Source organism: Streptomyces sp. NBC_01257 (assembly GCF_035917255.1).
Classification (GTDB): Bacteria; Actinomycetota; Actinomycetes; order Streptomycetales; family Streptomycetaceae; genus Streptomyces.
The window spans coordinates 785,346-810,602 of the sequence record NZ_CP108472.1 but is presented as its reverse complement, the minus strand read 5'-3'; the positions used below and the strand labels follow the sequence as shown (position 1 = coordinate 810,602).

The window sequence follows — 25,257 nt, the reverse complement described above, 5'->3', positions numbered from 1 at the left end:
CTCCTGTCGAGAACGGTCGCGGCACTGATCGGACCGTTCACGAACGGAGAACTCATCGGCGAGCCCCGGGCTTTCCGAGGGCGTGCGTGGCGGTGGCCGGACGGCGTCCCGGGCGGCCTGCCGTGCCGACGCCGCGATCAGCGCAGGTCGCTACAGCTCGTAGTCCTCGGCCAGAGCCTCCCAGGTGATGGCGCGCAGCGCGGCATCCGCGTTCTCGCCGGCCGGCACCTCCGGGGCCGGCTGGAACCAGGCCGCGGCCAGGACGGAGCCGTCCATCGCCGTGGCGAGCGGTGCGGAGTCGAAGAGGCCGACGCAGGCCACACCGGGCAGCACCTCGACGGGGCCGAGACGGCCGGGGGCCCGGTCCGGGTACTCGGGCGTGGGCTGAACGAGATGGACCGGCGTGGAGGGGTACGCGGTCTCGGCCTGCTGCCGGAGTCGGCTGATCCTCCGGTCGTTGACCCGCTTGCACGGGTAGCCCGCCAGCATTCCCCCGTAGGTCGAGGAGATCCGCAGCTCGACGAGCTGGATCCACCGACCGGACAACAGGACTATGTGACCCAGTGACATGGCGACACGATAGGCCGACGGCCCCCGCGTGGAGGCCGGTTCCGGAGGCATGAATGAACGGTCCCGATACTGGATGTGCCGGGGTGATCCCGACAGCGCGGCGAGCGTGCGTGCCAGACGCCGCCGAGCAGGCGGGACTTTCGAAACACGCCCTGGGCCCTTTCGTTCGGACAGGGCCCCGCTCACCGTGAAGCGGTGACCAGCGGGCGCAGCCGGCTGTCGCGCAGCCGTTCCACCGCAGGGGCGCAGAGGCGCGCCGCCGAGGTCAGCGGCCAGGCGACCAGGGCGCCGGCCAGCAGCCCGATCAGCACATCGTGCGGGTAGTGCGCCCCGACCCAGACCCGGGAGGCGCCCATCAGCAGCGCGGCGGTGAGCGCGGCCGCACCCAGCCGGCGGTCGGCCAGCCAGATCGCCGTCGCCGCCGCTGCCGCGATGGCTGCGTGATTGCTGGGGAAGGACCAGTCGCCCAGTGGCGGGCACGCCTCCACCGTCACGACATGCAGCGTCCGGCACGGCCGTTGTTCGTGGAAGACCGACTTGACCACGTCGTTGACGAGGTACGCGGACACCACGACGAGCGGCGCGCACAGCGCCATCGCGGTGCGCGCGGGATCGCCGCCGCGCGAGCGCCACCAGGACGCGAGCATCAGCACGGCGAACAGGACCATCCCGTAGTCCGACCAGAGCCGGACGGCGGAGTCCAGGCCGCCGGGGGAGCGTTGGGCCAGCTCGGTGACCCAGGTGTAGAAGCCGTCGTCGAACGAGGGGGCGGCGAATGCGGACGTCGTCACTGGCCTTCTCCTTCGGCGGTGCGCCGGGCGCGGGAGCGGAGCAGCTCGGCGGCGAGGGGAATGAGGGAGACCGCGACCACCACGGCGACGACCGGCAGCAGATAGCGGTCGATGTTCGGCACGGAGGACCCCAGCCCGTATCCGGCGAGGACCAGGCCGGCCGTCCAGATGACACCGCCGACGGCCTGCCACAGCGTGAAGAGGCGCACCGGCACGTTCAGCGCACCGGCCAGGGGGTTGAGCACTGTGCGCACCACGGGGACGAAGCGGGCCAGCACGATCGCACGGCCGTGCCCGTACCGGGCGAGCAGCTCCTCGGCGCGGTCCGCGCCCTCGCGGAGCCGCCCGGCGCTCCGGCGGGCGAGCAGCGCGCGGCCGCCGCGCCTGCCGATCCCGTACCCGGTCTGCGCGCCGAGCAGCGCACCTGCCACCGCGGCCACCAGTACCTGGGGCAACGACAGAGCGACCGGCCCGTGGGTCCCGGGCACGCACAGGAGCCCCGCCGTGAACAGCAGTGAGTCGCCCGGCAGGAAGAAGCCGACGAGCAGACCCGTCTCGGCGAAGAGCACGACGGCGATGCCGAGCACACCGAACGCCGACAGCAGCGAACCGGCGTCCAGCGGGTTCACCGCCAACGGCGGCGGCGCCGACAGGAGAACGGGCATGGTGACGGCCTCCCATAATGGTGAGCGGGCGGACCGGCGGAACGCCCGGACCGACTACAGTGATGTAGACGGTCTACATCACTGTAGACGCTCGGGCGGGGAGGAGAGTTCCATGTCCCAGGTGAACGGAATACCGGGTGGCGATAGCAACCCCCGGGAGCACGGCGCCACGCCCTCCACGCGGCCGGGCCGGGCCGCACCCGAGCAGGAGGTGCCGGCCGCCCCCGGCCCGCAGTCCCCGCCCGGATCCGGGCCCGCCCCGACGGACCGCGCCGCGGTCGAGCGACGCTCCTCCGGCGCTCTGGAGTCCACGATCCTGGCGGCCCTCTGGGCGGCCGGGACCCCGCTGACACCCGGTCAGGTGCAACGGGAGATCGGCACCGAACTCGCCCGCACCACCGTCACCACGATCCTTTCGCGCCTGTACGAGAAGGGCTCGGTCACCCGCAGCAGGGCGGGGCGCGGGTTCGCGTACACCCCCACGGAGGACGCGGCCGGACTGACCGCCCGCCGGATGCACAGCGAACTGCGCAAGGAGCACGACCGCGGCACGGTGCTCGCCCGGTTCGTCTCGCAGCTCACGGACGAGGACGAGCAGCTGCTCCGCGAGCTCCTCGACGGCGACGCCCGATGATCTACGCCGTATGGATTCCCCTGCTGACGCCCTTCGTCGTCGTGCCCGCCGCACGCCGGCTGGCCGACGCGCTCGCGCCCGCACGGGCCGTGCGGCTCCTCGCCGTGACGGCGGCGGGTCTGGCCCTGTGCACGGTGCTCGCCCTGGCCCTGCTGGTGGTGCCGGGGGCCGGCCGGCTGTCCGTCGTCGCCGCCGCGGGTGAGTTCGTCCACCCCCTGGCGGCTGCCGCGCCGGCCGTCGCCGTCCCGCTCGCGGCGGCCGCCCTCGCACTGCTCGCGTGCTGCGCCGTGGCCCTGGCCCGTGCGGTGCGCGGCCACTGGAGCCAACTGCACCGGGCGGCCCGCCATGACGGCGACGACGGGGACGAACTGGCGGTCCTGCGGGACAGCCGCCCGGACGCCTACGCCTTGCCGGGGCGGCCGGGCAGCCCCGGACGCATCGTCGTCACCACCGGCATGCTGCACGCTCTCGAACCCGCCGAACGCGACGTGCTCCTGGCCCACGAGCGCGCCCATCTCACCGGCCGCCACCACCTCTACCTCGTGCTCGCCGAACTGTCCGTGCGCTGCCATCCGGCGCTGCGCGCCCTGCGCGCCCCTCTGGGCTACGCACTGGAGCGCTGTGCGGACGAGGCGGCCGCGCTCGCCGTCGGGGACCGCCGGGTGGCGGCCCGCGCGATCGGGCGGGCCGCACTCGCCGCCGGGTCCGCCGGAGCCCCGCCCGCACCCCGCCCCGCAGGCGCGCTTCCGGCAGCCGCCGGACCCGTCCCACGACGTGTCGCCGCGCTGCTGGGCCGGCCCGTCGTGCGCCCGCGGATCGGCCGGGCCGCGGCCGCGACCCTCCTTGCCTGCCTGGCGGTGTCGGGCGCCGCCGCGCTCGACGCCACCTACGACCTGCACAGCAGCATCGAGACCGCCCAGGGCGAGACCCCGTAGGTGCAGGCCCGTTCCCGCACGCTCGCCGTGTGGACCGAGCCGCACCCGATCCGGGAAAAGGACCTGACAGCCCCCGCGGGTCCGTGACTACACTGACATCCATGGGTTCGTACTACTTCTTCCGCTGATTCCGTCAGGGACGCCGCCGCGCGACGCACGGTTCACCGCGCGCACCGCCGTCCCCCACAGGACCGTCCGGAATCCCCGACCGCCGCGCCCCGTCACGGGCCGCCGAGGCATGCACCCTTCAGGGAAGACCACCCATGCCCCTCCAGCACGACCACGCCCAGCTGACCGTCAAGGACGTCTCCAAGGCGTACGGAGACCGCGTAGTCCTCGACCAGGTGTCACTCACCGTCCGCCCCGGCGACCACGTCGGCGTCATCGGCGAGAACGGCTCCGGGAAGTCCACCCTCCTGCGGCTGATCGCCGGTGCCGAGACGCCGGACAGCGGCGAGATCTCCGTCCGCTTCGACGGCGGCACCGGCTACCTCTCCCAGACGCTCGCCCTCGACCCCGCCCGCACCGTCCAGGACGCCGTCGACACCGCCCTCGCCGAACTGCGCACGCTGGAGCGGCGGATCCGCGACGCGGAGGCGGCACTCGCCGCACCGGGCGGCGCCGACGACGCGCGACTCGCCGCGTACGGAGACCTGCTGACGGAGTACGAGGAGCGCGGCGGATATCTCGCCGACTCGCGGGCCGACGCCGCACTGCACGGGCTCGGGATCGGGCACCTGGCCCGGGAGCGCACCCTCGGCAGTCTCTCCGGCGGTGAACAGTCCCGGCTCGCCCTCGCCTGTGTGCTGGCGGCAGCACCCGAACTGCTGCTCCTCGACGAGCCGACGAACCACCTCGACCTCCGGGCCGTCACCTGGCTGGAGGACCACCTGCGCGCCCATCGCGGCACTCTCGTGGTGATCACCCACGACCGGGCGTTCCTGGAACGGACCACCACCGTCATCGTCGAGGTCGACCGCGATCTGCGCGGCGTCGTCCGGTACGGGGACGGCTGGGACGGCTACCGCACCGCGAAGGCGGCGGCCCGCCGCCGCTGGGCGCAGGAACACCAGGAGTGGCTGGACGAACTGGCCCGCACCGAAGAGCTCGTGGGCGCCGCAGGACAGCGCCTCGCCGCCACCGGCAAGGACCCGGGGGAGGGCTGGGGGAAGCACCGCCGCTCGCACGAGGCGAAGCTGTCCGGGCAGGTCCGGGCGGCCAGGACCCGGCTGGAAGCCCTCCGCAGGGCGCCCGTGCCTGCGCCGCCGCAGCCGTTGCGGTTCTCCGCCGGACTCGCCCTCGCCGACGAGGGCGCGGGGGACCGGGGACCGCTCGTGGAGCTCACCTCCGTCGCGGTCGGCGACCGGCTGAGCCTGCCCGCGCTGCGACTGGACCGCGGGCAGCGGCTCCTGGTCAGCGGGCCCAACGGGGCCGGGAAGTCGACCCTCCTGCGCGTCCTGGCGGGGGACCTCGCCCCCGACACGGGCACGGTGCGCCGCCGGGCCAGGATCGGCTACCTCCCGCAGGAACTCCCCGTCCGGCCGACCCGGCGCACCCTGCTCGCGACCTTCGCGGCCGGCCGGCCCGGCCACGCCGGCGAGTACACCGGCCTGCTCCTCGCGCCCGGCCTCTTCCGCCCCGAGGACCTGTCGGTTCCCGTCGCCGCGCTCTCCGTCGGCCAGCAGCGGCGGCTGGCCCTGGCCCGGCTGGTCACCCGGCCCGCCGATCTGCTGGTGCTGGACGAACCGACCAACCACATCGCCCTGGACCTGGTGGAGGAGCTGGAAGCGGCGCTGGCGGCGTACGAGGGCGCCGTCGTGGTCGTCTCGCACGACCGCAGCTTCCGCGGCCGGTTCACCGGCGACCGGCTGGAACTCGACGCGGGACGGCCGGTCGCCCGCACCTGAGCGGGCACCACCGGACGGCGGGGGGCCCGGGCCGCCACGGCTGCGGCCTCAGTCCTCGCCGTGCCGGTCCGGGCCCTGCCCGTCCGCCAGCCGTTCGCGCAGCCGCTCCACGAACACCCGCTGTCCCTTGACGAGCCGTTCGGCCGCGACCTCCGGCGCGCACCAGGCGAACCGGTCGATCTCCGGGAACTCCCGCTGCACGCCCGAGCCTCGCGGCCACTCCATGGTGAACGTCCCCGGTACGGCGTCCGCCGGATCCAGCTCGGCCTCCACCGCCCACACCGTCACGGTCTTGCCGCCGGACTGGCGCGACTCACCCAGCGCCACCCACGCACCGTCCGGTACCGGACGGCCGAACTCCTCCCCGAACTCCCGCCCGGCCGCTGCCCGTGCCGTCTCCCCGGGCTCGTACTCGCCCTTCGGCACCGACCACGCCGCGCTCTCCCGGCGCGCCCAGAACGGCCCGCCCATATGACCGATGAGGACCTCGAAGGAGGGCCCGCGCCTTCGGAACAGGAGGAGACCGGCGCTGCGCCTGGGAGCCGTGTGGGAAGCCATACCGTCCAGTGTGGTCCCGCAGGACAACCGCGCCCCCGCTCACGCGGCCGGGGGACCCTCGGCCGCGTGAACGACCTCCGTGCCTGACCGGCCGCTCAGGCCTTGCGGTAGTCGTACGCCTCCGAGGCCGCCGCCGCCACGGCGTCGAGGTCGCCGCCGGCGGACGCCGTGACCACCGCGGCCACCGCGCCCTCCACGAACGGGGCGTCCACCAGCCTCGCCCCGTCCGGGAGTTCGTCGCCCTCGGCGAGCATCGCCTTCACCGTGAGGACGGCGCTGCCCAGGTCGACGAGCACCGCGACACCCGCGCCGCCGTCCACCGACCGGGCGGCCCGGGCGATGAGCTCCGAACTGGTGCCGAGCCCGCCCGCGGGAGTCCCGCCGGCCGCGGCCACCGGCGCCGTCGCACCACCGGCCGCCAGCCCCCTGGCGAGCTCGGCCACCGCCTCGGCCACCGGACCGCTGTGCGAGACCAGCACGATCCCGACCTGCTTCTCCCCGCTCACACGTCACCGCCGGTCGCAGCGGCGGTCTCCGCGAGCGCGGCGATCAGCAGCGCGGACGAGGTGGCCCCGGGATCCTGATGCCCGATGCTCCGCTCCCCGAGATAGCTGGCCCGGCCCTTGCGCGCCTGCAGAGGCACGGTCGCCAGCGCGCCCTCCAGTGCCGCGTCCCGTCCCGCGTCGAACGACGACCCGAGCGCCTCCGCCGCGGGCAGCAGCGCGTCGAGCATCGTCTTGTCACCGGCCTGCGCCCCGCCCAGCTGGGCCACCGCCGCGACCCCCGTTCCCAGCGCCTGCGCCAACTCCTCGGCGGTGACGGCCGGCGCCTCGCCGAGCGCCTTCCCCGTGCGCCGCAGCAGCGTCCCGTACAGCGGCCCGGAGGCCCCGCCGACGGTCGAGATCAACTGCCGTCCGGCCAGCATGAGCACGGCACCCGGCGTCTGCGGCGGCTCCTCGGCCAGGGCCGCCACGACCGCGGCGAACCCGCGCTGCAGATTGCTGCCGTGATCCGCGTCCCCGATCGCGGAGTCGAGCTCGGTCAGACGTGCCGCCTCGCGGTCGACCGACGCGGCGGTCGTGGTCATCCAGCGATGGAAGAAATCGGCGTCGAGCACATGCTCTCCTCGGTCCGTCGAATGAATCGAATGAATGAGAACGGAAGGGGTCACCCGGTCCGGGAGACCGGTGGGTCAACGGCCCCAGCGCAGGGCGGGAGTCTGCACCGGCGCGTCCCAGAGCCGTACCATCTCCTCGTCCACCTGGCAGAGCGTCACCGAACAGCCCGCCATGTCCAGCGAGGTCACATAGTTCCCCACGAGCGTACGAGCCACGACCACGCCCCGCTCGGAGAGCACCCGCTGCACCTCGGCGTTGAAGCCGTACAGCTCCAGCAGCGGCGTCGAGCCCATCCCGTTGACGAGCGCGAGCACCGGACCGTGCGGCCGCAGGTCCTCCAGCACCGCGTCCACCGCGAAGTCCGCGATCTCCCGCGAGGTCATCATCGGGCGCCGCTCCCGTCCCGGCTCGCCGTGGATCCCCACCCCGAGTTCGAGTTCGCCGGGCGGGAGATCGAAGGTGGGGGAGCCCTTGGCAGGGGTGGTGACCGAGGTCAGCGCCACGCCGAAGCTCCGCGAAGCCTCGTTGACCTGGCGCGCCAAGGCCGCCACCCGGTCCAGCGGCGCGCCCTCATCGGCCGCCGCGCCGGCGATCTTCTCGACGAACAGGGTCGCTCCGGTGCCGCGCCGGCCGGCCGTGAAGAGGCTGTCGGTCACCGCGACGTCGTCGTTGACGAGCACCTGGGCGACCCGCACCCCCTCCTCGTCGGCGAGTTCGGCGGCCATCTCGAAGTTGAGGACGTCACCGGTGTAGTTCTTCACGATGAACAGCACGCCCGCCCCGCTGTCCACTGCGGCCGCGGCCCGCACCATCTGGTCCGGCACGGGTGAGGTGAACACCTCGCCGGGACACGCCGCCGAGAGCATGCCGGGGCCGACGAACCCGGCATGCAGCGGTTCGTGCCCGGACCCGCCGCCGGAGACCAGGGCGACCTTTCCGGCGACGGGTGCGTCACGGCGTACGACGACCCGGTTCGTGACGTCCACGGTCAGTTCGGGGTGGGCGGCGGCCATGCCGCGCAGCGCGTCGGCGACCACGGTTTCGGGGACGTTGATCAGCATGCGCAACGGAATCTCCCAGGAGAGTGTCGGACCTGTGCGGGGGGGCGGGCTCGGGCGACGTCGGACCACCACCGTAGGACGCGCAGGGCCCCTGTGCGAAGAACCGCACCTGGACCCGCCCGGGCCGGTACCGAGGGGACGGCCGGAAAACCGCGCGCGCCGCCCCCGCCGCGGCGCCTACGGTCAGGGGCGGCCGGAACGCAGCGGGGAGGGGCACACAGTGGGCGCAGGGACACCGTCCGGGGAACGGATGACGGCAGCCGGGGCGGCCGGCGCGCCCTCCCTGTGGAGAGACCCGGCCTATCGCCTGTTCCTGGCGGTCCAGACGCTCTCCGCCCTGGGGGACTCCTTCTCGTACGTGGCGATTCCGCTCCTGGTGCTGCACAGCACGGGATCGGTGGTCCAGATGGGAGTCGTCACCGGTCTCACCGGAGTCGCGTCGATCGTCACCGGCCTGTTCGCGGGGGTGATCGCGGACCGGTTCGACCGCAAGATGCTCCTGGTGGTCGGCGACGGTGCGCGCTGCCTGCTCTACGCGCTCATCCCGCTGGTCTGGCTGTTCGCGGCGCCGGTCTGGCTGATCTACACCGTCGTACCGGTCGTCGGGGTCTTCTCCATGCTGTTCCAGGTCACCTATGTGACGGTCGTTCCGGCTCTCGTGGCGCCGGATCAGATCGCGCGGGCCAATGGACACCTCTTCGCCACTTACGCGGTCGCCGGGGTCGCGGGTCCCGCTCTCGCGGGGTTCGTGGCCGCGGCGGCCGGACCGGCCGCCGCCATCGGCATCGACTCCCTGACCTTCGCGGTCTCCGCGGTCGGTGTGCTGTTCGTCAGGATCCGTCCGGACCGGCCGGCCGGTCCGGGGAAGGACGGACGCGGCACGGTACGGGGGGAGTTCCTGGCGGGCGCACGGTTCCTGTGGGCGCATCCGGTGCTCCGCCCGCTGACCGTGCTGCTCTCGCTGCTGACCTTCCTCACCTACGGGCTGACGGACCTCGTCATCTACCTGCTGAAGCACGACCTCGGCCGCCCCGACACCACGGTGGGCTATGTGCTGGCGGCGGGTACGGTCGGCACGTTCATCGCCTCCGCCCTGGTGGCGCGGGTCCGGTCGAGGATGGGCTTCGGCGCGAGCTGGATCACCGCGTTCGCGCTGGCCGGCGTGGCCGTCGTCTGCATGGGGCCGGCGCGGAGCGTGCCGGTGATCGCCGTACTGATGACGGTGAACGTCCTGTGCACCGGCATCGCCGGCATCTCCTCCATGTCGCTGCGCCAGGAGGTCACCCCCAGCCGGCTGCTGGGACGGGTCACCTCGGCGTTCTGGACCATCCATTCGGCACTCGGACCGCTCGGCGCGGCCGCCGCCACGGCGGCCGCGGCCGGATTCGGGGTCACGCCGGTCTTCCTCGTGACCGGCTGCGCCGTGCTGGCCGTCGCGCTGACGGGCACGCTGACCGGAATCGCGCGGTCCGGGCCCGGCGGATCGCCGCGTACGGAGGCGGTCCCACCCGGCCGGGCGATCACGCCGGACGGGGACACCGCAGGGGACACCGCATAGGCTGGCAGGCGCCGGACCGGCTCCCCTTCTCGTACGGACAGGTGATCGGAATTGCTGTACATCGCGTTCCTGCGCGGGATGAACGTGCCTGGCCGTTCGGTGAAGATGGAGTACCTGCGCGGTCTGTTCGCCGGCATGGGGTTCGACTCCGTACGCAGCTACATCCAGAGCGGCAACGTCTTCTTCGAGTCCGACGAGACCGACCGGACCGTCCTCGGCACCCGCATCGGTGACCACCTCGCCGACGCGCTCGGCTACGAGGTCGCGGTGTGCCTGCGCACGGTGCCGGAACTGGAGGCGCTGATCGCGCTCGACCCGTTCAAGGACGTCCCGGTCACCGACGACATGCGCTGCTGCGTGGTGTTCACGACCGAGCGGATCGATCCGGACCTGGAGCTCCCGCTGCTCTCCCCGAAGAAGGACATGGAGATCATCGGCAGCACCGGCTACGACGCCTTCGTCGTCTGGTACCTGATCAACGGCAAGGCACCCGCCGCCAAGGGCTTCCAGGAACGCGCCCTGGGCCACGACGCGACGACGCGCTTCTTCCACACCCTGGTGAAGATCCTCGACGCGGCCAAGAAGGGCGCTGCCTGAGCCACGCGCCGTCAGGCCGAAGCGGGCGGGGCGATCTCGTCGATCAGGCGCTCGACGAGCGCCCTGATCCCGTCGCGCACGGTGCGCACGCCCTCGATGCCGAGGCCGGCCGGATCGTCCAGCTTCCAGTCGAGGTAGCGCTTGCCGGGAAAGACGGGACAGGCGTCGCCGCAGCCCATCGTGACGCACACGTCGGCCGCGCGGACCGCGTCGGCCGTCAGGACCTTCGGGCTCTCGGCGGAGATGTCGATCCCGGCCTCGGCCATCGCCTCGACGGCCGCCGGGTTGACGCGGGCGCCCGGGTCGGACCCGGCGGAGCGGACCTCGACGCGGTCCCCGGCCAGATGGGTCAGCCAGGCAGCGGCCATCTGGGAGCGGCCCGCGTTGTGCACGCAGACGAACAGCACGGACGGCTTGCGGGCCGACTCGGTCATGGTGGTCGTTCTCCCTCTTCGCGGCAGGTGCGGCCGCCCCGGCGGACAGGCCCGAAAGGTCAGCCCCCGCTGGTATCAGTCTGCGGTGATGTGACAGTATCAGCGCATGCTGACTTCAGTCGACGCTGATCTGATGCGGGTGCTGAGCGACCCGCTCCGCCTCCGGATCGTGACCCTGCTGGCGCGCGAGACGCTCTGCACGACGCACCTGGTCGAGGAGACCGGCGCCAGGCAGACCAACCTCTCCAACCACATGAAGGTCCTGCGGGAGGCCGGAGTGGTGGAGACCGAGCCCTGCGGCCGCTTCACCTACTACAAGCTGAAGCCCGAGATCCTGGCCGGGCTCTCGGAGCGGTTCGCCGCACTGGCCGACTCGGCCCGAAACGCTTCCGAGAACAAGAGGGCGTGCCCGTGACCTCCGCAGAGCCCGCCACCTCCCCCGCTCCGGTCGGCGGTGGCGACGACTCGGTCGTCCGGAAGCTCTCTACCCTCGACCGCTACCTCGCGGTGTGGATCCTGCTCGCCATGGCCGCCGGCCTGGGGCTGGGGCGGATGGTCCCCGGGATGAACGACGCGCTGGCGCGGACCGAGATCGGCGGCATCTCCCTGCCGATCGCGCTCGGCCTGCTGGTCATGATGTATCCGGTGCTGGCCAAGGTCCGCTACGACCGGCTCGACACCGTCACCGGCGACCGGAAGCTGATGGTGTCCTCGCTGGTCATCAACTGGGTCGTCGGGCCCGCCGTCATGTTCGCGCTGGCGTGGATCTTCCTCCCGGACCTCCCCGAGTACCGCACCGGCCTGATCGTCGTCGGCCTCGCCCGCTGCATCGCCATGGTCATCATCTGGAACGACCTCGCCTGCGGCGACCGCGAGGCCGCGGCCGTCCTCGTCGCGCTGAACTCCGTCTTCCAGGTGATCGCGTTCGGCGCGCTGGGCTGGTTCTACCTCGACCTGCTCCCGCGGTGGCTGGGCCTGGGGGACGGGCAGGGCCTCGACGTGCCCGTCTGGCACATCGCGCTCAACGTCGTCGTCTTCCTCGGCGTCCCGCTGCTCGCCGGCTTCCTCACCCGCCGCATCGGCGAGCGGAGGATGGGCCGCGGACCGTACGAGGCCAGGTTCCTGCCGAGGATCGGCCCCTGGGCGCTGTACGGACTGCTCTTCACGATCGTCGTCCTCTTCGCACTCCAGGGGAGGACGATCACCTCGCGGCCGCTCGACGTCGTACGCATCGCAGCGCCCCTGCTCGTGTACTTCGCGATCATGTTCTTCGGTACGTTCCTGCTCGGCAAGGCGCTCGGGCTGGCCTACGACCGCACCGCGACGCTGGCGTTCACGGCGGCGGGCAACAACTTCGAGCTCGCCATCGCCGTGGCCGTCGCCACCTTCGGCGTCACCTCCGGCCAGGCGCTGTCAGGTGTCGTCGGCCCGCTGATCGAGGTCCCCGTCCTGATCGGGCTGGTGTACGTCGCGCTGGCCTGGCGGAAGAGGTTCACATCGGTGCACACGGCTCAGGTGCGCACGTCGAGCAGGGCGGACATCCCCGCCACGACGGACGGCGCGACCTTGTAGTAGACCCAGGTCCCGCGCCGCTCCGAGGTCAGCAGGCCGGCCTCGCGCAGCTTCTTCAGGTGGTGGGACACGGTCGGCTGGGAGACGCCGACGTCGGAGATGTCGCACACGCACGCCTCGCCGCCCGGATGCGAGGCGACCTTGGAGAACAGGCGCAGCCGCACCGGGTCGGACAGCGCCCTGAACATCGCGGCCATCTTCTCCGCGTCCTCCTGCGACAGCTCTCCAGCGGTGATCGGCGGGCAGCACGGCACCACGGCATCCGCGTCCAGGACCGGCAACCGCACGAGCTCTGACTTCGACATGCGTCTATGTTGACACTCATCGATGCCGAGTGCCAAGCTTCTTATATAGACATCGATCGAAACAGCGGCCGTGTGGGGTCGCCCGTTCCGGAGGACATCACTGTCATGACCACCACTGCAGACCTTCCGGTCGTCGTCATCGGCGCCGGCCCCGCCGGGCTTGCCGCAGCCGCCCACCTCGTCGGGCGCGGCATCGAGCCCCTGGTCCTGGAGGCCGGTCCCACGGCCGCGACCGCGGTGCGAGGCTGGTCGCACGTGCGGCTGTTCTCGACCTGGAGCGAGCTGACGGACCCGGCCGCCGAGAAGCTCCTGGCGCCCGCCGGCTGGGTCCGGCCCGCCGCGGACACCTACCCCACCGGCGGGGAGTGGGCCGGGGGCTACCTCCAGCCGCTCGCCGACGTCCTCGGCGCCCGGGTCCGCTACGGCACGACGGTCACCGGCGTCTCCCGCCTCGGCCGGGACCGGATCGTCGACGCGGACCGCGAGCGGCAGCCCTTCACCCTCCGCGTCACGCGCGCCGACGGCACCGAGGAGCGCATCCTCGCCCGTGCGGTGATCGACGCGTCCGGCACCTGGTCCACCCCGGCCCCGATCGGCGCCGACGGCCTCCCCGCCCTCGGCGAACGCGCCGCCTCTGCCCGCATCTCCTACCGTGTCCCGGACCTCGCCGACCCGGCCGTCCGCGCCCGGTACGCCGGGAAGCGGACCGCCGTCATCGGCTCAGGAGCCTCCGCCTTCACGGCCCTGGCCACCCTCGCCGGCCTCGCGAAGGACGAGCCCGGCACCCACTCGGTGTGGATCCTCCGCCGCGGCATCAGCGGCTCCACCTTCGGCGGCGGAAGCGCCGACCAGCTTCCCGCGCGCGGCGCGCTGGGGCTGGCCGCCAAGGCCGCCGTCGACGACGGGTACGCCGACGCCGTCACCGGATTCCGCACCGAGGCCGTCGAGCCCGCCGACGGCGGCCGGCTGGCCCTCGTCGGTGAGGACGGCAGGCGCCTCGACCCGGTCGACGAGCTCATCGTCCTGACCGGTCTGCGCCCCGACCTGTCCTTCCTGTCCGAACTCCGCCTCGCCCTGGACGAACGCCTCCAGGCGCCGGTGGAGCTCGCCCCGCTCATCGACCCGAACCAGCACTCCTGCGGCACCGTCTACCCGCACGGCCACCGCGAGCTGTCCCACCCCGAGCAGGGCCTGTACCTCGTCGGCATGAAGTCCTACGGCCGTGCCCCGACCTTCCTCGCCATGACCGGCTACGAACAGGTCCGCTCGGTCACCGCCGCCCTCGCCGGCGACACCGACGCGGCCGACCGCGTCGAACTCACCCTCCCGGAGACCGGGGTCTGCGGCGGCGCCGGACTCTTCGACGACCCGGCCGCCGGGCAGGACGGGGCCGGAGGCTGCTGCGGAACCTGACCCGCCCCGGGGAAGGGGTCCGGTCAGACGCGGTCGATGTGGACGCTGGTCGACTTCACCCGGGCGGTCGCCTGCATGCCGACCTCAAGGCCCAGCTCCTCGACGGCCTCCCGGGTCAGCAGCGAGACCAGCCGGTGCGGGCCGGCCTGGATCTCCACCTGCGCCGCCACGTCCCCGAGCTTGACGGCGGTGACGATGCCCGCGAAGGCGTTGCGGGCGGAGGTGTACGAGGTGTCCTCCTCGCCGGGCTCGTTCTGTGCCACCTCGACGCAGAACGCGGCGAGATCGCGGCCGTCGATGAGCCGGCGCCCGCCCTCCTCGCGATGGGTGGCGACGCGCCCGGCGTCCGCCCAGCGGCGTGCGGTGTCCGGGCTGACGCCCAGCAGACGGGCGGCCTGACCGACGGTGTAGGTCTGCATATGCCGCACCTTAAAGGCTCGCAGGTCGCATATGCAAACATTTTCTCGATAATGCTTGGTGTATGCCATGGGTGACTGATGCCGGTGGGCCGGGTGGCCCTGTCGGGATGAGGAATCGGGGCGTGCGCCCTAGGGTGCGAGCCATGGCAGAGAGCGCGGCGCACCGGGGTGACGCGGGGTGGGGGGCGGGTTCCGCCACCGGTCCGGACACCCCCGACCCCCGGCGGTGGCGGGCACTCGCCGTCTGCCTGGTCGCGGGCTTCATGACACTCCTGGACGTGTCGATCGTCAACGTAGCCCTTCCGTCCATCCGGGAAGGGCTGCACACCCCGGAGTCCGACCTCCAATGGGTGCTCTCGGGGTACGCGCTCGCCTTCGGTCTCTTCCTGATCCCCGCCGGACGCCTCGGCGACGCCCGGGGGCGCCGCGAGGTCTTCATGACCGGGCTGGTGCTCTTCACCCTGTCGTCCGCGGCCTGCGGCGCCGCCCAGTCCAGCACCTGGCTGGTGATCGCCCGGCTGGTCCAGGGGCTGGCCGGCGGTCTCCTCTCGCCGCAGATCTCCGCCCTCATCCAGCAGATGTTCTCCGGCCGGGAACGCGGCCGGGCGTTCGGCATGTTCGGCACGGTGGTCGGCATCTCCACCGCGGTCGGCCCCCTGCTGGGCGGTCTGCTCATCCAGGCGGCCGGCGCCGAGGAGGGCTGGCGCTGGGTGTTCTACGTGAACCTGCCGCTCGGCCTCGTCTGCCTCCTGCTGGCCCGCCGGCTGCTGCCCGACACGCCGTCGGCCGGCCCGGTGCGGCTGCGGGACCTCGACCCCCTCGGCATCCTGCTGCTGGGCGCGGGCGTCCTCGCGCTGCTGCTGCCGTTCGTCCAGGCCCACCAGTGGCCGGGCAACGGGAAGTGGCTGCTGCTGGTGGTCGCCGTCGCGCTGCTCGCCGCGTTCGTCGGCTGGGAGTCCCGGTGCGGCCGGCGCGGCACACAGCCGGTCGTCGACCTGTCGCTCTTCCGCGTCCGCTCCTACTGGCTGGGCTGTCTGCTGATCCTGCTGTACTTCGCCGGATTCACCTCGATCTTCTTCATCACCACGCTCTACCTGCAGAGCGGGCTGCACTACACCGCCCTGCAGGCAGGGCTGTCGATCACCCCGTTCGCCCTCGGCTCCGCCGTCGCCGCCGGACCCGGCGGCCGGCTGGTCGGCCGGTACGGGCGGCCCCTCGTCGTCATCGGACTGGCCACCGTCGCGGTGGGCCTGGCCGGCACCGCCCTCGCCGTCCACCTGGTGCCCGGCCGGGGCGCCGGCTGGGCGATGGCCGCCCCGCTGCTCCTCGCCGGACTGGGCAGCGGCCTGGTCATCGCCCCCAACCAGACCCTGACCCTCTCGCAGGTGCCGGTGGCCACCGCGGGCAGCGCCGGCGGCACGCTGCAGACCGGCCAGCGCGTCGGCTCCGCGATCGGGATCGCCGCCGTCGGCTCGGTGTTCTTCGCCCAGGTGGGCTCCGCCGCCTGGTCCACCGCCTACGACCACGGCCTCGTCGTCTCCGTCGCCTTCGTCCTCGCCGGACTCGTCGTGGCGCTGGCCGACGTGGGAGGGGCCCGGCGGGGCAGAAGCCGTACGGAACAGTCCGCACCCTCCCCGGCCGACCGCAAGGAGACGCGATGAACGACCCCGACGGCACCGCCCAGGACGGCAACAGCGCGTACGGGCACAAGCCCTTCAAACGGTCCCGGAGCCACTTCGCCGACCGGATCACCGCCGACGGCCGCGACGGCTGGCCCGTCGAGGCGGACCGCTACCGCCTCGTCGTCAGCCGCGCCTGCCCCTGGGCGAGCCGGGCCCTGGTCTCCCGCAGACTGCTCGGCCTGGAGAGCGCCCTCTCGCTCGCCGTCGCCGACCCGCTGCAGGACGACCGCAGCTGGCGCTTCACCCTGGACCCGGACGGCCGCGACCCGGTGCTCGGCATCCACTACCTGAGCGAGGCGTACGACGCGCGGGAGGAGGGCTACCCGGGCGGCGTCAGCGTCCCGGCGGTCGTCGACGTACCCAGCGGCCGCCTCGTCACCAACGACTACCAGCAGATCACCCTGGACCTCGCCACCGAATGGACCGCGCTGCACCGCCCCGGGGCACCCGACCTCTACCCGGAGCCGCTGCGCGAGGAGATCGACGAGGTCATGGAAGGGATCTACCGGGACGTCAACAACGGCGTCTACCGGGCGGGGTTCGCGGACGGCCAGGCGACGTACGAAGACGCCTACGAGACGCTCTTCCGCCGGCTCGACCTGGTGGCGGACCGGCTCGCGGACCGGCGGTACCTCGTCGGCGACACGATCACCGAGGCCGACATCCGGCTCTTCACCACGCTGGTGCGCTTCGACGCCGTCTACCACGGCCACTTCAAGTGCAACCGCTCGAAACTGGCCGAGGACCCGGTGCTGTGGGCCTACACCAGGGACCTCTACCAGACCCCCGGCTTCGGCGACACCGTCGACTTCCACCACATCAAGCAGCACTACTACCGGGTCCACACGGGCATCAACCCCACCGGCATCGTGCCCGTCGGACCCGATCCGTCGGGGTGGCTCACCCCGCACCACCGGGAGCAGCTGGGCGGCCGGCCGTTCGGTGACGGCACCCCGCCGGGACCCGTGCCGGCGGACGAGGAGGTACCCCCGCGGCACCGGCCCTGAGCCGCCGCTACTCCGTCTCGTCCAGATGGTCGGCGTAGTACTCGACCGCCGGGACGTACTCGCGCATCCGGTCGTCCGCCGAGGTGGCGGCGGCCACCTTCAGCAGCGTGCTCACGGCCTCCCGCGCCTCGCCGAGGTTGTACAGCGTCATGGCGAGGAAGGTCCGCAGCGCGGCGTCGTCGGGGTACTCCGCGAGGCCCCGGCGCAGCACGGCGTGCGCCTCCTCGTACCGGCCCAGCACCCGCAAGGTGCTGCCGAGCCCCAGGAAGACCCCGTGCCGGCTCCCGGCCGGGAGGCCCGCGCCCTCCAGCGCACGCTCGTAGAACGGCACGGCCTGCGCCTCCAGGCCGAGCCGGTCGTGCGACCACGCGGTCTGATAGGCGATCCCGCCGTGGCCGGGATGGTCGGCGGCCAGGCGCAGCAGCCGCTCGTGGGCCTCGGGCGTCCGCAGCTCGCGCAGCCGTACCGCCTGTGCCAGTGCCTCGTCGTGCTCGCTGTCCGTGGTCATACCGCCGCACGCTGCCAGGGCCGGGCAGGCATCGCAAATCCGCCGGGCGGGGGCGGTACGGCCGGTTCCGGACTGGACGGGGCAGGGCCCTGTCGAGACAGTGGCGATCACGAGATATCTTGATGTCAAGCAATGTTGCAGACGTGGAGCGGAGCACAGGGTGACTGACTCGACCATCATCTATACACACACCGACGAGGCCCCGGCCCTGGCGACGTATTCGTTCCTGCCCGTGGTCGAGGCATACGCCTCGAAGGCCGGGGTCACCGTGGAGAGCCGTGACATCTCCCTGGCGGGCCGGATCATCGCCAGCTTCCCCGACCGCCTCCAGGAGAACCAGCGCATCGAGGACGCGCTCGCCGAGCTCGGCGCGCTGGCCACCACTCCCGGCGCGAACATCATCAAGCTGCCGAACATCTCGGCCTCGATCCCGCAGCTGAAGGCCGCGATCGCCGAGCTCCAGGAGCAGGGCTACGCCCTCCCGGACTACCCGGACGACCCGCAGAGCGACGAGGACAAGGACGTCCGCGCGCGCTACGACAAGGTCAAGGGCAGTGCGGTCAACCCCGTCCTGCGTGAGGGCAACTCCGACCGCCGCGCCCCCGCGTCGGTCAAGAACTACGCCAAGACGCACCCGCACCGCATGGGCGCCTGGACGGCCGACTCGAAGACGAACGTCGCGACCATGGGTGTCGACGACTTCCGTTCCACCGAGAAGTCCGCCGTGATCGCCGAGCCCGGCTCGCTGCGCATCGAGCTGGTGGGCGACGACGGCACCACCACCGTGCTGCGTGAGTCGGTACCCGTGCTCGCCGGCGAGGTCGTCGACGCCGCCGTCATGCGCGTCGCCGCGCTGCGCGAGTTCTTCACCGCGCAGATCGCCCGGGCCAAGTCCGAGGACGTCCTGTTCTCCGTGCACCTCAAGGCCACGATGATGAAGGTCTCCGACCCGATCATCTTCGGCCACGTGGTCCGCGCCTTCTTCCCGAACACCTTCGCCAAGTACGGCGACGTCCTCGCCGCCGCGGGCCTGACCCCGAACGACGGCCTCGGCGGGATCCTCAAGGGCCTCGACTCGGTTCCCCAGGTGGGCGCCGAGATCAAGGCGTCCTTCGAGGCCGAGCTCGCCGAGGGCCCCGCCCTGGCGATGGTCGACTCCGACAAGGGCATCACCAACCTGCACGTCCCCAGCGACGTCATCGTCGACGCCTCGATGCCGGCCATGATCCGCACCTCCGGCCACATGTGGGGCCCGGACGGTGGCGAGGCCGACACCATCGCCGTCCTGCCGGACAGCAGCTACGCGGGTGTCTACCAGGTCGTGATCGACGACTGCCGTGCGAACGGCGCCTTCGACCCGTCGACCATGGGCTCGGTGCCCAACGTCGGTCTGATGGCGCAGAAGGCCGAGGAGTACGGCAGCCACGACAAGACCTTCGAGATCCCCGCCACCGGCACCGTGCGCGTCGTCGACGCCGCGGGCAACGCCGTGCTGGAGCAGACCGTGGGCGCCGGTGACATCTTCCGGATGTGCCAGACCAAGGACCTGCCGATCCAGGACTGGGTCAAGCTCGCCGTCACCCGCGCCCGCGCGACCGGGAACCCGGCCGTGTTCTGGCTCGACGAGACCCGCGCCCACGACGCGCAGCTGATCGCCAAGGTCAGGACCTACCTGGCGGACCACGACACCGACGGTCTCCAGATCGAGATCCTGACCCCGGAGAAGGCCACCGCCTTCTCGCTGGAGCGCATCCGGCGCGGTGAGGACACCATCTCGGTGACCGGCAACGTGCTGCGTGACTACCTCACCGACCTGTTCCCGATCCTGGAACTCGGCACCAGTGCGAAGATGCTCTCCGTCGTGCCGCTGATGAACGGTGGCGGTCTGTTCGAGACGGGCGCCGGCGGCTCCGCGCCCAAGCACGTCCAGCAGCTCGTCAAGGAGGACTACCTCCGCTGGGACAGCCTGGGCGAGTTCCTCGCCCTCGCGGTCAGCTTCGAGCACCTCGCGCAGACCACGGACAACGCCCGCGCCCAGGTCCTCGCGGACACCCTGGACCGGGCCACGGCCACGTTCCTGAACGAGGACAAGTCGCCGAGCCGCCGCCTCGGTGGCATCGACAACCGCGGCAGCCACTTCTACCTGTCGCTGTACTGGGCCCAGGAGCTGGCGCAGCAGACCGCCGACGCCGAGCTCGCCGCGGCGTTCGCCCCGCTCGCCAAGACGCTGGCCGAGCAGGAGCAGACCATCGTCGGCGAACTGATCGCGGTCCAGGGCAAGCCCGCCGACATCGGCGGCTACTACCAGCCCGACCCGGCCAAGGCCGCCGCCGTCATGCGCCCCTCGGCGACGTTCAACCAGGCGATCGCGAGCCTCGCCTGAGCTGAGTCACGCGGGCGGCGCGGGGGACCAGTGCCCCTGACCCGCCCATGGGACCGGTGACCCGTTCCGCCCCGGCCGACGTTCCGTCGAGCCGGGGCGGAGCTGTTTGCGGGACCCCCTGACGGGTGAATGTCGCGCCACGGCGGGCGCAGGGCCACGCACCGGGCTCCCACGGCTGGTTTGCTGCATCCGGCCGGGTGCGCGGTCCACCCGGCGGAGGACTACCGAAGGAGCGTCCCAGTGACGACGACTGGCACGGCAGGGCCGACGGACGAGGACGAGTCGTACGCCAACGAACTCCCGGTGCGCAGCAAACAGCCGGGCAACGTCGTCATCACATGGATGACCACCACCGACCACAAGACGATCGGTTCGCTGTACCTGGTCACCTCGTTCGCGTTCTTCGTCATCGGCGGGCTGCTCGCGCTCTTCATGCGGGCAGAACTGGCCCGCCCCGGGATGCAGATCATGTCGAGCGAGCAGTTCAACCAGGCGTTCACGATCCACGGCACGATCATGCTGCTGATGTTCGCGACGCCGCTGTTCGCCGGATTCACCAACTGGATCATGCCGCTGCAGATCGGCGCGCCCGATGTGGCGTTCCCGCGGCTGAATATGTTCGCGTACTGGCTCTACCTCTTCGGCTCGATCCTCGTGGTGGCCGGCTTCCTCACGCCGAACGGTGCGGCCGACTTCGGCTGGTTCGCCTACTCCCCGCTGACGGACGCCGTCCGCTCGCCGGGCGTCGGCGGAGACATGTGGATCATGGGTCTGGCCTTCTCCGGCTTCGGCACGATCCTCGGCTCGGTCAACTTCATCACCACGATCATCTGCATGCGCGCCCCCGGCATGACGATGTTCCGCATGCCGATCTTCGTCTGGAACGTCCTGCTGACCGGTGTGCTGGTCCTGCTGGCCTTCCCGGTGCTCGCGGCGGCACTCCTGGCGCTGGAGGCGGACCGCAAGTTCGGCGCCCACGTCTTCGACGCGGCCAACGGCGGCGCGCTGCTCTGGCAGCACCTCTTCTGGTTCTTCGGCCATCCGGAGGTGTACATCATCGCGCTCCCGTTCTTCGGGATCGTCAGCGAGATCATCCCCGTCTTCAGCCGTAAGCCGATCTTCGGCTACATCGGCCTGGTGGCCGCGACGATCTCCATCGCCGGTCTGTCCGTGACCGTGTGGGCGCACCACATGTACGTCACCGGAGGCGTGCTGCTGCCGTTCTTCTCGTTCATGACGTTCCTCATCGCGGTGCCCACCGGGGTGAAGTTCTTCAACTGGATCGGCACGATGTGGAGGGGATCGCTGTCCTTCGAGACACCGATGCTCTGGTCCATCGGCTTCCTCGTCACGTTCCTCTTCGGCGGTCTGACCGGGGTCATCCTGGCGTCTCCGCCGATGGACTTCCACGTCTCGGACTCGTACTTCGTGGTCGCGCACTTCCACTACGTCGTCTTCGGCACCGTGGTGTTCGCGATGTTCGCCGGATTCCACTTCTGGTGGCCGAAGTTCACCGGCAAGATGCTCGACGAGCGGCTCGGCAAACTGACTTTCTGGACGCTGTTCGTCGGCTTCCACGGCACGTTCCTGGTGCAGCACTGGCTCGGCGCCGAGGGAATGCCGCGCCGGTACGCCGACTACCTGGCCGCCGACGGCTTCACCGCGCTGAACACGATCTCGACGATCTCCTCGTTCCTGCTCGGCCTGTCGATCCTGCCGTTCCTCTACAACGTGTGGAAGACCGCCAAGTACGGCAAGAAGGTCGAGGTCGACGACCCGTGGGGCTACGGCCGTTCGCTGGAGTGGGCGACGTCCTGCCCGCCGCCGCGGCACAACTTCCTCACCCTGCCGCGGATCCGTTCCGAATCCCCGGCGTTCGACCTGCACCACCCCGACGTACGCGAGCTCGACGAGGCCGCCAACCGCGGCGACCAATCGGTGACGGTGGCGCCGGGGGACCGGCAGGCGTGAACAGGACGGCAGGGGGAGAGGAGAGACGCGTGGGGTCCTATTCCGACAAGGAGGCCGCCCGCGGCCTGGCCCGGATGGAGGGCTACCTGCTGTGGAGCGCCGAGGTCGAGCAGGCGCGCCGGCTCGCCCGCCGCTTCACCGACGAGCTGCCCTGGCTCACGACGGCCCAGCGCGAGGACGTCGAGCGGGTCTACGCGGCCGACCGGGCAGCGGCCTCGCGGGCCATGCTGATGCGTGTCTCGGCGCGCGCCACCGAACTGCGCGGCGAGTACAGCGAGCGCTACCGCAGGCTCAGGGCGCGCTGCGTCGCCGCCGCGGTCGTCTGCGCGGGCACGGCGGGCGGCGCCTGCACCGTGGTGACATACCTGGCCAGATGACCCGGTGAGATCGTCCGTTCTGCCGCCCCAGCAGGCGAACCCGCGCCCCTCTCGTAAAGATGAGAGGTGACGGGCGCGTGTGACGGGGCAGGCGAACGGACGACCGTCCAGACCCGAGAAGGGACGAACACTGTGGCACGACCCAGGATTCTCGTTGTCGGAGCCGGTTTTGCCGGGGTCGAGTGCGTACGCCGACTGGAACGCGGGCTCCGTCCGGGTGAAGCGGACATCGCACTCGTGGCGCCGTTCTCGTACCAGCTCTACCTGCCCCTGCTCCCACAGGTCGCCTCCGGCGTCCTCACACCGCAGTCCGTCGCGGTGTCACTGCGCCGGAGCAGCCGGCACCGCACGCGCATCATTCCCGGCGGGGCCATCGGAGTGGACCCCAAGGCGAAGATCTGCGTCATCCGCAAGATCACCGACGAAGTCGTCTACGAGCCGTACGACTACATCGTGCTCAGCCCGGGCAGCGTCACCCGCACCTTCGACATCCCCGGGCTGCTCGACAACGCCCGCGGCATGAAGACGCTGGCCGAGGCGGCCTACGTACGCGACCACGTGATCGCCCAGCTCGACCTCGCGGACGCCAGCGAGGACGAGGAGGAGCGGGCCTCGCGGCTGCAGTTCGTGGTGGTCGGCGGCGGGTACGCGGGCACCGAGACCGCGGCCTGCCTGCAGCGGCTCACCAGCAACGCGGTGCGGCACTACCCCAGGCTCGACCCGAAGCTCATCAAGTGGCATCTGATCGACATCGCGCCGAAGCTGATGCCCGAGCTGGGCGACAAGCTCGGCGAGAGCGCTCTGAAGGTGCTGCGCGACCGCGGCATCGAGGTGTCGCTCGGCGTCTCCGTCGCCGAGGCCGGCCCCGACAAGGTGACGTTCACCGACGGCCGGGTCCTGCCCTGCCGCACCCTGATCTGGACGGCGGGCGTCGCCGCGAGCCCGCTCGTCACCACCTTCGACGCGGAGACGGTACGCGGCAGGCTGGCGGTGACGCCCGAGATGACGCTGCCCGGGTACGACGGGATGTTCGCGCTCGGTGACGTGGCGGCCGTGCCGGACCTCGCCAAGGGCGACGGCGCGGTCTGCCCGCCCACCGCCCAGCACGCGATGCGTCAGGGCCGCAAGCTCGCCGACAACCTGCTGGCCACGCTCCGGCACCAGCCGCTGCAGCCGTACGTCCACAAGGACCTCGGGCTCGTCGTGGACCTCGGCGGCAAGGACGCGGTCTCCAAGCCCCTCGGCATCGAGATGCACGGGATCACCGCCCAGGCCGTGGCCCGCGGCTACCACTGGTCGGCGCTGCGGACCAATGTGGCGAAGGCGCGCGTCATGACCAACTGGCTGATCAACGCGGCGGCGGGCGACGACTTCGTCCGTACCGGATTCCAGTCCCGCAAGCCCGCGACCCTGCGGGACTTCGAGTACACGGACCGCTATCTCACCCCGGAGCAGGTCCGTGAGCACACCGCGGCGCTGAACGCCCGGATGTGAGCCGGCGCCGGCACCCGTCAGGCGGACGGCACCGTGTTGCGGATCAGGCGCAGGAACGCGGTGTTGTCCGGGGTGTGCCGGATCCGGTCGAGGAGCGTCTCCAGCGAGGTCTGCGCGTCCCTGGAGTGCAGCGCCCGGCGGAGTCCTCGTACGGCGGTCAACTCCTCCGCCGGTACGAGGAGTTCGTCGCGGCGGGTGCCGGAGGCGGCGATGTTCACCGCCGGGTGGATCCGCTTCTCGGCGAGTGACCGGTCGAGGCGGAGCTCCATGTTGCCGGTGCCCTTCAGCTCCTCGAAGAAGTACTCGTCCGCGCGGGAACCTGTGTCCACGAGCGCCGTGGCCAGAATGGTCAGGGAGCCGCCCTCCTCGGTGAGGCGGGCGGCGCCGAACAGGCGCTTGGGGCCGAGCAGCGCGGCGGCGTCCACACCACCGCTGAGGGTGCGTCCGCCGTTGCCCGCGGCGTTGTTGTGGGCGCGGCAGAGCCGGGTGAGGGAGTCGAGCAGCATGACGACGTCACGGCCCTGCTCGACGAGGCGCTTGGCGCGGTTCAGCGCGAGTTCCGCGAGAGCGATGTGTTCCTTGGCGGGCCGGTCGAAGGTCGAGGCGTAGACCTCGCCACGCACCGAGCGGCGCATGTCGGTGACCTCCTCGGGCCGTTCGTCCAGGAGCACCACCATCAGATGGGACTCGGGGTGGTTCTCCGCGACGGCGGCCGCGATCTGCTGGAGGAGGACCGTCTTGCCGGTCCTGGGCGGGGCGACGATCAGCCCGCGCTGGCCCTTGCCGACCGGCGCGACGAGATCGACGATGCGCGTCGAGGGGCCGCCGGACGGTGTCTCCAGTCGCAGCCGCTGCCGGGGGTGGAGCGGGGTGAGGTCGGAGAAGTGGGGGCGGCCGCGCAGCGCCTGCGGGGCGAGCCCGTTGACGCGTGCGACGGCGCTCAGGGCGCCGCGCCGCTCGCAGACGCCTTCGACGGCGTCGCCCCTGCGCAGTCCGTGCCGGCGGATCAGCGCCGCGGGGACCTGCACGTCGCCGGGGGCCGGGTGGCCGCCGGATGAGCGCAGGGAACCGTGCCCCTGCTGCGTGATGTCGAGGATGCCGGCGGCGGCCGTTGCGGCTGCGGGCCGGGCGGTGGTGGATACGGGGTGTTCGAGTGTGGTGGTCATGCGGGTGGTCCTTTCGCGGACATGCGAATGAAGGGGCCCGGCAGGGACGGGGGCGGACAACTCACGCCCCGTACGACGGGCAGGAAAGACCGGTGGGAACGAGTCCGAACCGGACTGGGAAGTCAATGCGAT

26 protein-coding genes are annotated in these 25,257 nt (G+C 71.9%); 14 read left to right on the top strand and 12 right to left on the bottom strand.

The features are described 5' to 3' along the window. Window positions 1–150: 150 nt before the first annotated feature. The 3 genes from OG408_RS03630 to OG408_RS03620 all read right to left on the bottom strand — a co-directional run bounded on the left by OG408_RS03630 (window position 151) and on the right by OG408_RS03620 (window position 2,026). Window positions 151–570, bottom strand: a complete 420-nt coding sequence (locus OG408_RS03630; RefSeq protein WP_326668143.1) for a hypothetical protein — start codon at window positions 568–570, stop codon at window positions 151–153. A gap of 182 nt (window positions 571–752) precedes the next feature. Then, a complete protein-coding gene (locus OG408_RS03625; protein ID WP_326668141.1) occupies window positions 753–1,361 on the bottom strand; it encodes a phosphatase PAP2 family protein in 609 nt (202 codons plus the stop codon). Further along, on the bottom strand, window positions 1,358–2,026 hold the full coding sequence (locus OG408_RS03620) for a DedA family protein (protein WP_266786945.1): 669 nt from the start codon (window positions 2,024–2,026) through the stop codon (window positions 1,358–1,360). The genes OG408_RS03625 and OG408_RS03620 overlap by 4 nt, the downstream gene beginning before the upstream one ends. Before the next feature lie 301 nt (window positions 2,027–2,327). Between OG408_RS03620 and OG408_RS03615 the strand changes: the two genes are divergently transcribed. The 3 genes from OG408_RS03615 (at window position 2,328) to abc-f (ending at window position 5,502) form a co-directional block, all read left to right on the top strand. Next, window positions 2,328–2,660, top strand: a complete 333-nt coding sequence (locus OG408_RS03615) for a BlaI/MecI/CopY family transcriptional regulator (protein ID WP_266787591.1) — start codon at window positions 2,328–2,330, stop codon at window positions 2,658–2,660. After that, the gene (locus OG408_RS03610) at window positions 2,657–3,595 is read left to right on the top strand and encodes a M56 family metallopeptidase (RefSeq protein ID WP_266786947.1); all 939 of its coding nucleotides are present in this window, start codon (window positions 2,657–2,659) and stop codon (window positions 3,593–3,595) included. The genes OG408_RS03615 and OG408_RS03610 overlap by 4 nt, the downstream gene beginning before the upstream one ends. A 263-nt stretch (window positions 3,596–3,858) precedes the next feature. After that, a complete protein-coding gene (abc-f, locus tag OG408_RS03605) occupies window positions 3,859–5,502 on the top strand; it encodes a ribosomal protection-like ABC-F family protein (protein WP_326668137.1) in 1,644 nt (547 codons plus the stop codon). Between the two features lie 48 nt (window positions 5,503–5,550). Here abc-f and OG408_RS03600 read toward each other — a convergent pair whose 3' ends face one another. From OG408_RS03600 to dhaK, 4 genes are all read right to left on the bottom strand, one after another. Then, window positions 5,551–6,060 carry an NUDIX domain-containing protein gene (locus tag OG408_RS03600; protein WP_326668135.1) on the bottom strand — a complete coding sequence of 170 codons (510 nt, stop codon included), beginning with the start codon at window positions 6,058–6,060 and terminating at the stop codon, window positions 5,551–5,553. A 95-nt stretch (window positions 6,061–6,155) separates the two neighbouring features. Further along, the gene (locus OG408_RS03595) at window positions 6,156–6,566 is read right to left on the bottom strand and encodes a PTS-dependent dihydroxyacetone kinase phosphotransferase subunit DhaM (RefSeq protein WP_266786953.1); all 411 of its coding nucleotides are present in this window, start codon (window positions 6,564–6,566) and stop codon (window positions 6,156–6,158) included. Continuing rightward, window positions 6,563–7,177, bottom strand: a complete 615-nt coding sequence (gene dhaL / locus OG408_RS03590) for a dihydroxyacetone kinase subunit DhaL (protein WP_266786955.1) — start codon at window positions 7,175–7,177, stop codon at window positions 6,563–6,565. Before dhaL ends, OG408_RS03595 begins: the two co-directional genes overlap by 4 nt. Before the next feature lie 75 nt (window positions 7,178–7,252). Further along, complete coding sequence (gene dhaK / locus OG408_RS03585) at window positions 7,253–8,239, bottom strand: dihydroxyacetone kinase subunit DhaK (protein ID WP_266786957.1); 987 nt, start codon at window positions 8,237–8,239, stop codon at window positions 7,253–7,255. Between the two features lie 250 nt (window positions 8,240–8,489). Here dhaK and OG408_RS03580 point away from each other — a divergent pair, with 250 nt between their 5' ends. Together OG408_RS03580 and OG408_RS03575 are read left to right on the top strand one after the other, a co-directional pair. Continuing rightward, window positions 8,490–9,797: an MFS transporter gene (locus tag OG408_RS03580; RefSeq protein ID WP_326668132.1), complete on the top strand. Its 1,308-nt coding sequence runs from the start codon at window positions 8,490–8,492 to the stop codon at window positions 9,795–9,797. A 51-nt stretch (window positions 9,798–9,848) separates the two neighbouring features. After that, entirely contained in the window at window positions 9,849–10,394 is a 546-nt protein-coding gene (locus tag OG408_RS03575) for a DUF1697 domain-containing protein (RefSeq protein ID WP_326668130.1), read from the top strand. Between the two features lie 11 nt (window positions 10,395–10,405). Here OG408_RS03575 and OG408_RS03570 read toward each other — a convergent pair whose 3' ends face one another. Further along, window positions 10,406–10,828, bottom strand: coding sequence for an arsenate reductase ArsC (locus OG408_RS03570; protein ID WP_266786963.1), 423 nt, complete (start codon window positions 10,826–10,828; stop codon window positions 10,406–10,408). Window positions 10,829–10,934: 106 nt separating this feature from the next. On the opposite strand from OG408_RS03570, the gene OG408_RS03565 reads away from it, so the two are divergent. Both OG408_RS03565 and arsB read left to right on the top strand, forming a co-directional pair. After that, complete coding sequence (locus OG408_RS03565; RefSeq protein WP_266786965.1) at window positions 10,935–11,243, top strand: ArsR/SmtB family transcription factor; 309 nt, start codon at window positions 10,935–10,937, stop codon at window positions 11,241–11,243. Further along, window positions 11,240–12,400, top strand: coding sequence for an ACR3 family arsenite efflux transporter (arsB, locus tag OG408_RS03560; protein WP_326668127.1), 1,161 nt, complete (start codon window positions 11,240–11,242; stop codon window positions 12,398–12,400). The genes OG408_RS03565 and arsB overlap by 4 nt, the downstream gene beginning before the upstream one ends. Here arsB and OG408_RS03555 read toward each other — a convergent pair. Then, entirely contained in the window at window positions 12,340–12,705 is a 366-nt protein-coding gene (locus tag OG408_RS03555) for an ArsR/SmtB family transcription factor (RefSeq protein ID WP_326668126.1), read from the bottom strand. The two genes, arsB and OG408_RS03555, sit on opposite strands and share 61 nt — an antisense overlap. 105 nt (window positions 12,706–12,810) lie before the next feature. Here OG408_RS03555 and OG408_RS03550 point away from each other — a divergent pair, with 105 nt between their 5' ends. Next, window positions 12,811–14,118 carry an FAD-dependent oxidoreductase gene (locus OG408_RS03550; protein ID WP_266786971.1) on the top strand — a complete coding sequence of 436 codons (1,308 nt, stop codon included), beginning with the start codon at window positions 12,811–12,813 and terminating at the stop codon, window positions 14,116–14,118. 23 nt (window positions 14,119–14,141) lie between these two features. On the opposite strand, the gene OG408_RS03545 is transcribed toward OG408_RS03550, so the two are convergent. After that, entirely contained in the window at window positions 14,142–14,537 is a 396-nt protein-coding gene (locus tag OG408_RS03545) for a TOBE domain-containing protein (protein WP_326668123.1), read from the bottom strand. Window positions 14,538–14,680: 143 nt separating this feature from the next. Between OG408_RS03545 and OG408_RS03540 the strand changes: the two genes are divergently transcribed. Both OG408_RS03540 and OG408_RS03535 read left to right on the top strand, forming a co-directional pair. Further along, window positions 14,681–16,198, top strand: a complete 1,518-nt coding sequence (locus OG408_RS03540; RefSeq protein WP_266786975.1) for an MFS transporter — start codon at window positions 14,681–14,683, stop codon at window positions 16,196–16,198. Next, entirely contained in the window at window positions 16,195–17,226 is a 1,032-nt protein-coding gene (locus OG408_RS03535) for a glutathione S-transferase family protein (RefSeq protein WP_326668119.1), read from the top strand. The genes OG408_RS03540 and OG408_RS03535 overlap by 4 nt, the downstream gene beginning before the upstream one ends. Window positions 17,227–17,233: 7 nt before the next feature. Here the strand turns inward: OG408_RS03535 and OG408_RS03530 are convergent, their stop codons facing one another. Continuing rightward, complete coding sequence (locus OG408_RS03530; RefSeq protein WP_285571240.1) at window positions 17,234–17,734, bottom strand: tetratricopeptide repeat protein; 501 nt, start codon at window positions 17,732–17,734, stop codon at window positions 17,234–17,236. 160 nt (window positions 17,735–17,894) lie between these two features. Here OG408_RS03530 and OG408_RS03525 point away from each other — a divergent pair, with 160 nt between their 5' ends. The 4 genes from OG408_RS03525 (at window position 17,895) to OG408_RS03510 (ending at window position 23,959) form a co-directional block, all read left to right on the top strand. After that, window positions 17,895–20,117, top strand: coding sequence for an NADP-dependent isocitrate dehydrogenase (locus OG408_RS03525; protein WP_285571237.1), 2,223 nt, complete (start codon window positions 17,895–17,897; stop codon window positions 20,115–20,117). A gap of 240 nt (window positions 20,118–20,357) precedes the next feature. Further along, the gene (ctaD, locus tag OG408_RS03520) at window positions 20,358–22,088 is read left to right on the top strand and encodes an aa3-type cytochrome oxidase subunit I (RefSeq protein ID WP_266786984.1); all 1,731 of its coding nucleotides are present in this window, start codon (window positions 20,358–20,360) and stop codon (window positions 22,086–22,088) included. A gap of 74 nt (window positions 22,089–22,162) precedes the next feature. Then, window positions 22,163–22,465, top strand: a complete 303-nt coding sequence (locus tag OG408_RS03515; RefSeq protein WP_285571313.1) for a hypothetical protein — start codon at window positions 22,163–22,165, stop codon at window positions 22,463–22,465. A 132-nt stretch (window positions 22,466–22,597) separates the two neighbouring features. Further along, window positions 22,598–23,959, top strand: a complete 1,362-nt coding sequence (locus OG408_RS03510) for an NAD(P)/FAD-dependent oxidoreductase (RefSeq protein ID WP_266786986.1) — start codon at window positions 22,598–22,600, stop codon at window positions 23,957–23,959. Window positions 23,960–23,976: 17 nt separating this feature from the next. On the opposite strand, the gene rho is transcribed toward OG408_RS03510, so the two are convergent. Next, on the bottom strand, window positions 23,977–25,125 hold the full coding sequence (gene rho / locus OG408_RS03505) for a transcription termination factor Rho (RefSeq protein ID WP_285571230.1): 1,149 nt from the start codon (window positions 25,123–25,125) through the stop codon (window positions 23,977–23,979). Window positions 25,126–25,257 lie beyond the last annotated feature (132 nt).

What these genes read in the sequence shown, in the direction of transcription:
- OG408_RS03630 (WP_326668143.1), bottom strand. Translation starts at nt 570, where the DNA reads ATGTCACTGGGTCACATAGTCCTGTTGTCCGGTCGGTGGATCCAGCTC.
- OG408_RS03620 (WP_266786945.1), bottom strand. Translation starts at nt 2,026, where the DNA reads ATGCCCGTTCTCCTGTCGGCGCCGCCGCCGTTGGCGGTGAACCCGCTG.
- OG408_RS03610 (WP_266786947.1), top strand. Translation starts at nt 2,657, where the DNA reads ATGATCTACGCCGTATGGATTCCCCTGCTGACGCCCTTCGTCGTCGTG.
- abc-f (WP_326668137.1), top strand. Translation starts at nt 3,859, where the DNA reads ATGCCCCTCCAGCACGACCACGCCCAGCTGACCGTCAAGGACGTCTCC.
- OG408_RS03600 (WP_326668135.1), bottom strand. Translation starts at nt 6,060, where the DNA reads ATGGCTTCCCACACGGCTCCCAGGCGCAGCGCCGGTCTCCTCCTGTTC.
- dhaK (WP_266786957.1), bottom strand. Translation starts at nt 8,239, where the DNA reads ATGCTGATCAACGTCCCCGAAACCGTGGTCGCCGACGCGCTGCGCGGC.
- OG408_RS03580 (WP_326668132.1), top strand. Translation starts at nt 8,490, where the DNA reads ATGACGGCAGCCGGGGCGGCCGGCGCGCCCTCCCTGTGGAGAGACCCG.
- OG408_RS03570 (WP_266786963.1), bottom strand. Translation starts at nt 10,828, where the DNA reads ATGACCGAGTCGGCCCGCAAGCCGTCCGTGCTGTTCGTCTGCGTGCAC.
- OG408_RS03565 (WP_266786965.1), top strand. Translation starts at nt 10,935, where the DNA reads ATGCTGACTTCAGTCGACGCTGATCTGATGCGGGTGCTGAGCGACCCG.
- OG408_RS03555 (WP_326668126.1), bottom strand. Translation starts at nt 12,705, where the DNA reads ATGTCGAAGTCAGAGCTCGTGCGGTTGCCGGTCCTGGACGCGGATGCC.
- OG408_RS03550 (WP_266786971.1), top strand. Translation starts at nt 12,811, where the DNA reads ATGACCACCACTGCAGACCTTCCGGTCGTCGTCATCGGCGCCGGCCCC.
- OG408_RS03545 (WP_326668123.1), bottom strand. Translation starts at nt 14,537, where the DNA reads ATGCAGACCTACACCGTCGGTCAGGCCGCCCGTCTGCTGGGCGTCAGC.
- OG408_RS03540 (WP_266786975.1), top strand. Translation starts at nt 14,681, where the DNA reads ATGGCAGAGAGCGCGGCGCACCGGGGTGACGCGGGGTGGGGGGCGGGT.
- OG408_RS03535 (WP_326668119.1), top strand. Translation starts at nt 16,195, where the DNA reads ATGAACGACCCCGACGGCACCGCCCAGGACGGCAACAGCGCGTACGGG.
- OG408_RS03530 (WP_285571240.1), bottom strand. Translation starts at nt 17,734, where the DNA reads ATGACCACGGACAGCGAGCACGACGAGGCACTGGCACAGGCGGTACGG.
- OG408_RS03515 (WP_285571313.1), top strand. Translation starts at nt 22,163, where the DNA reads ATGGAGGGCTACCTGCTGTGGAGCGCCGAGGTCGAGCAGGCGCGCCGG.
- rho (WP_285571230.1), bottom strand. Translation starts at nt 25,125, where the DNA reads ATGACCACCACACTCGAACACCCCGTATCCACCACCGCCCGGCCCGCA.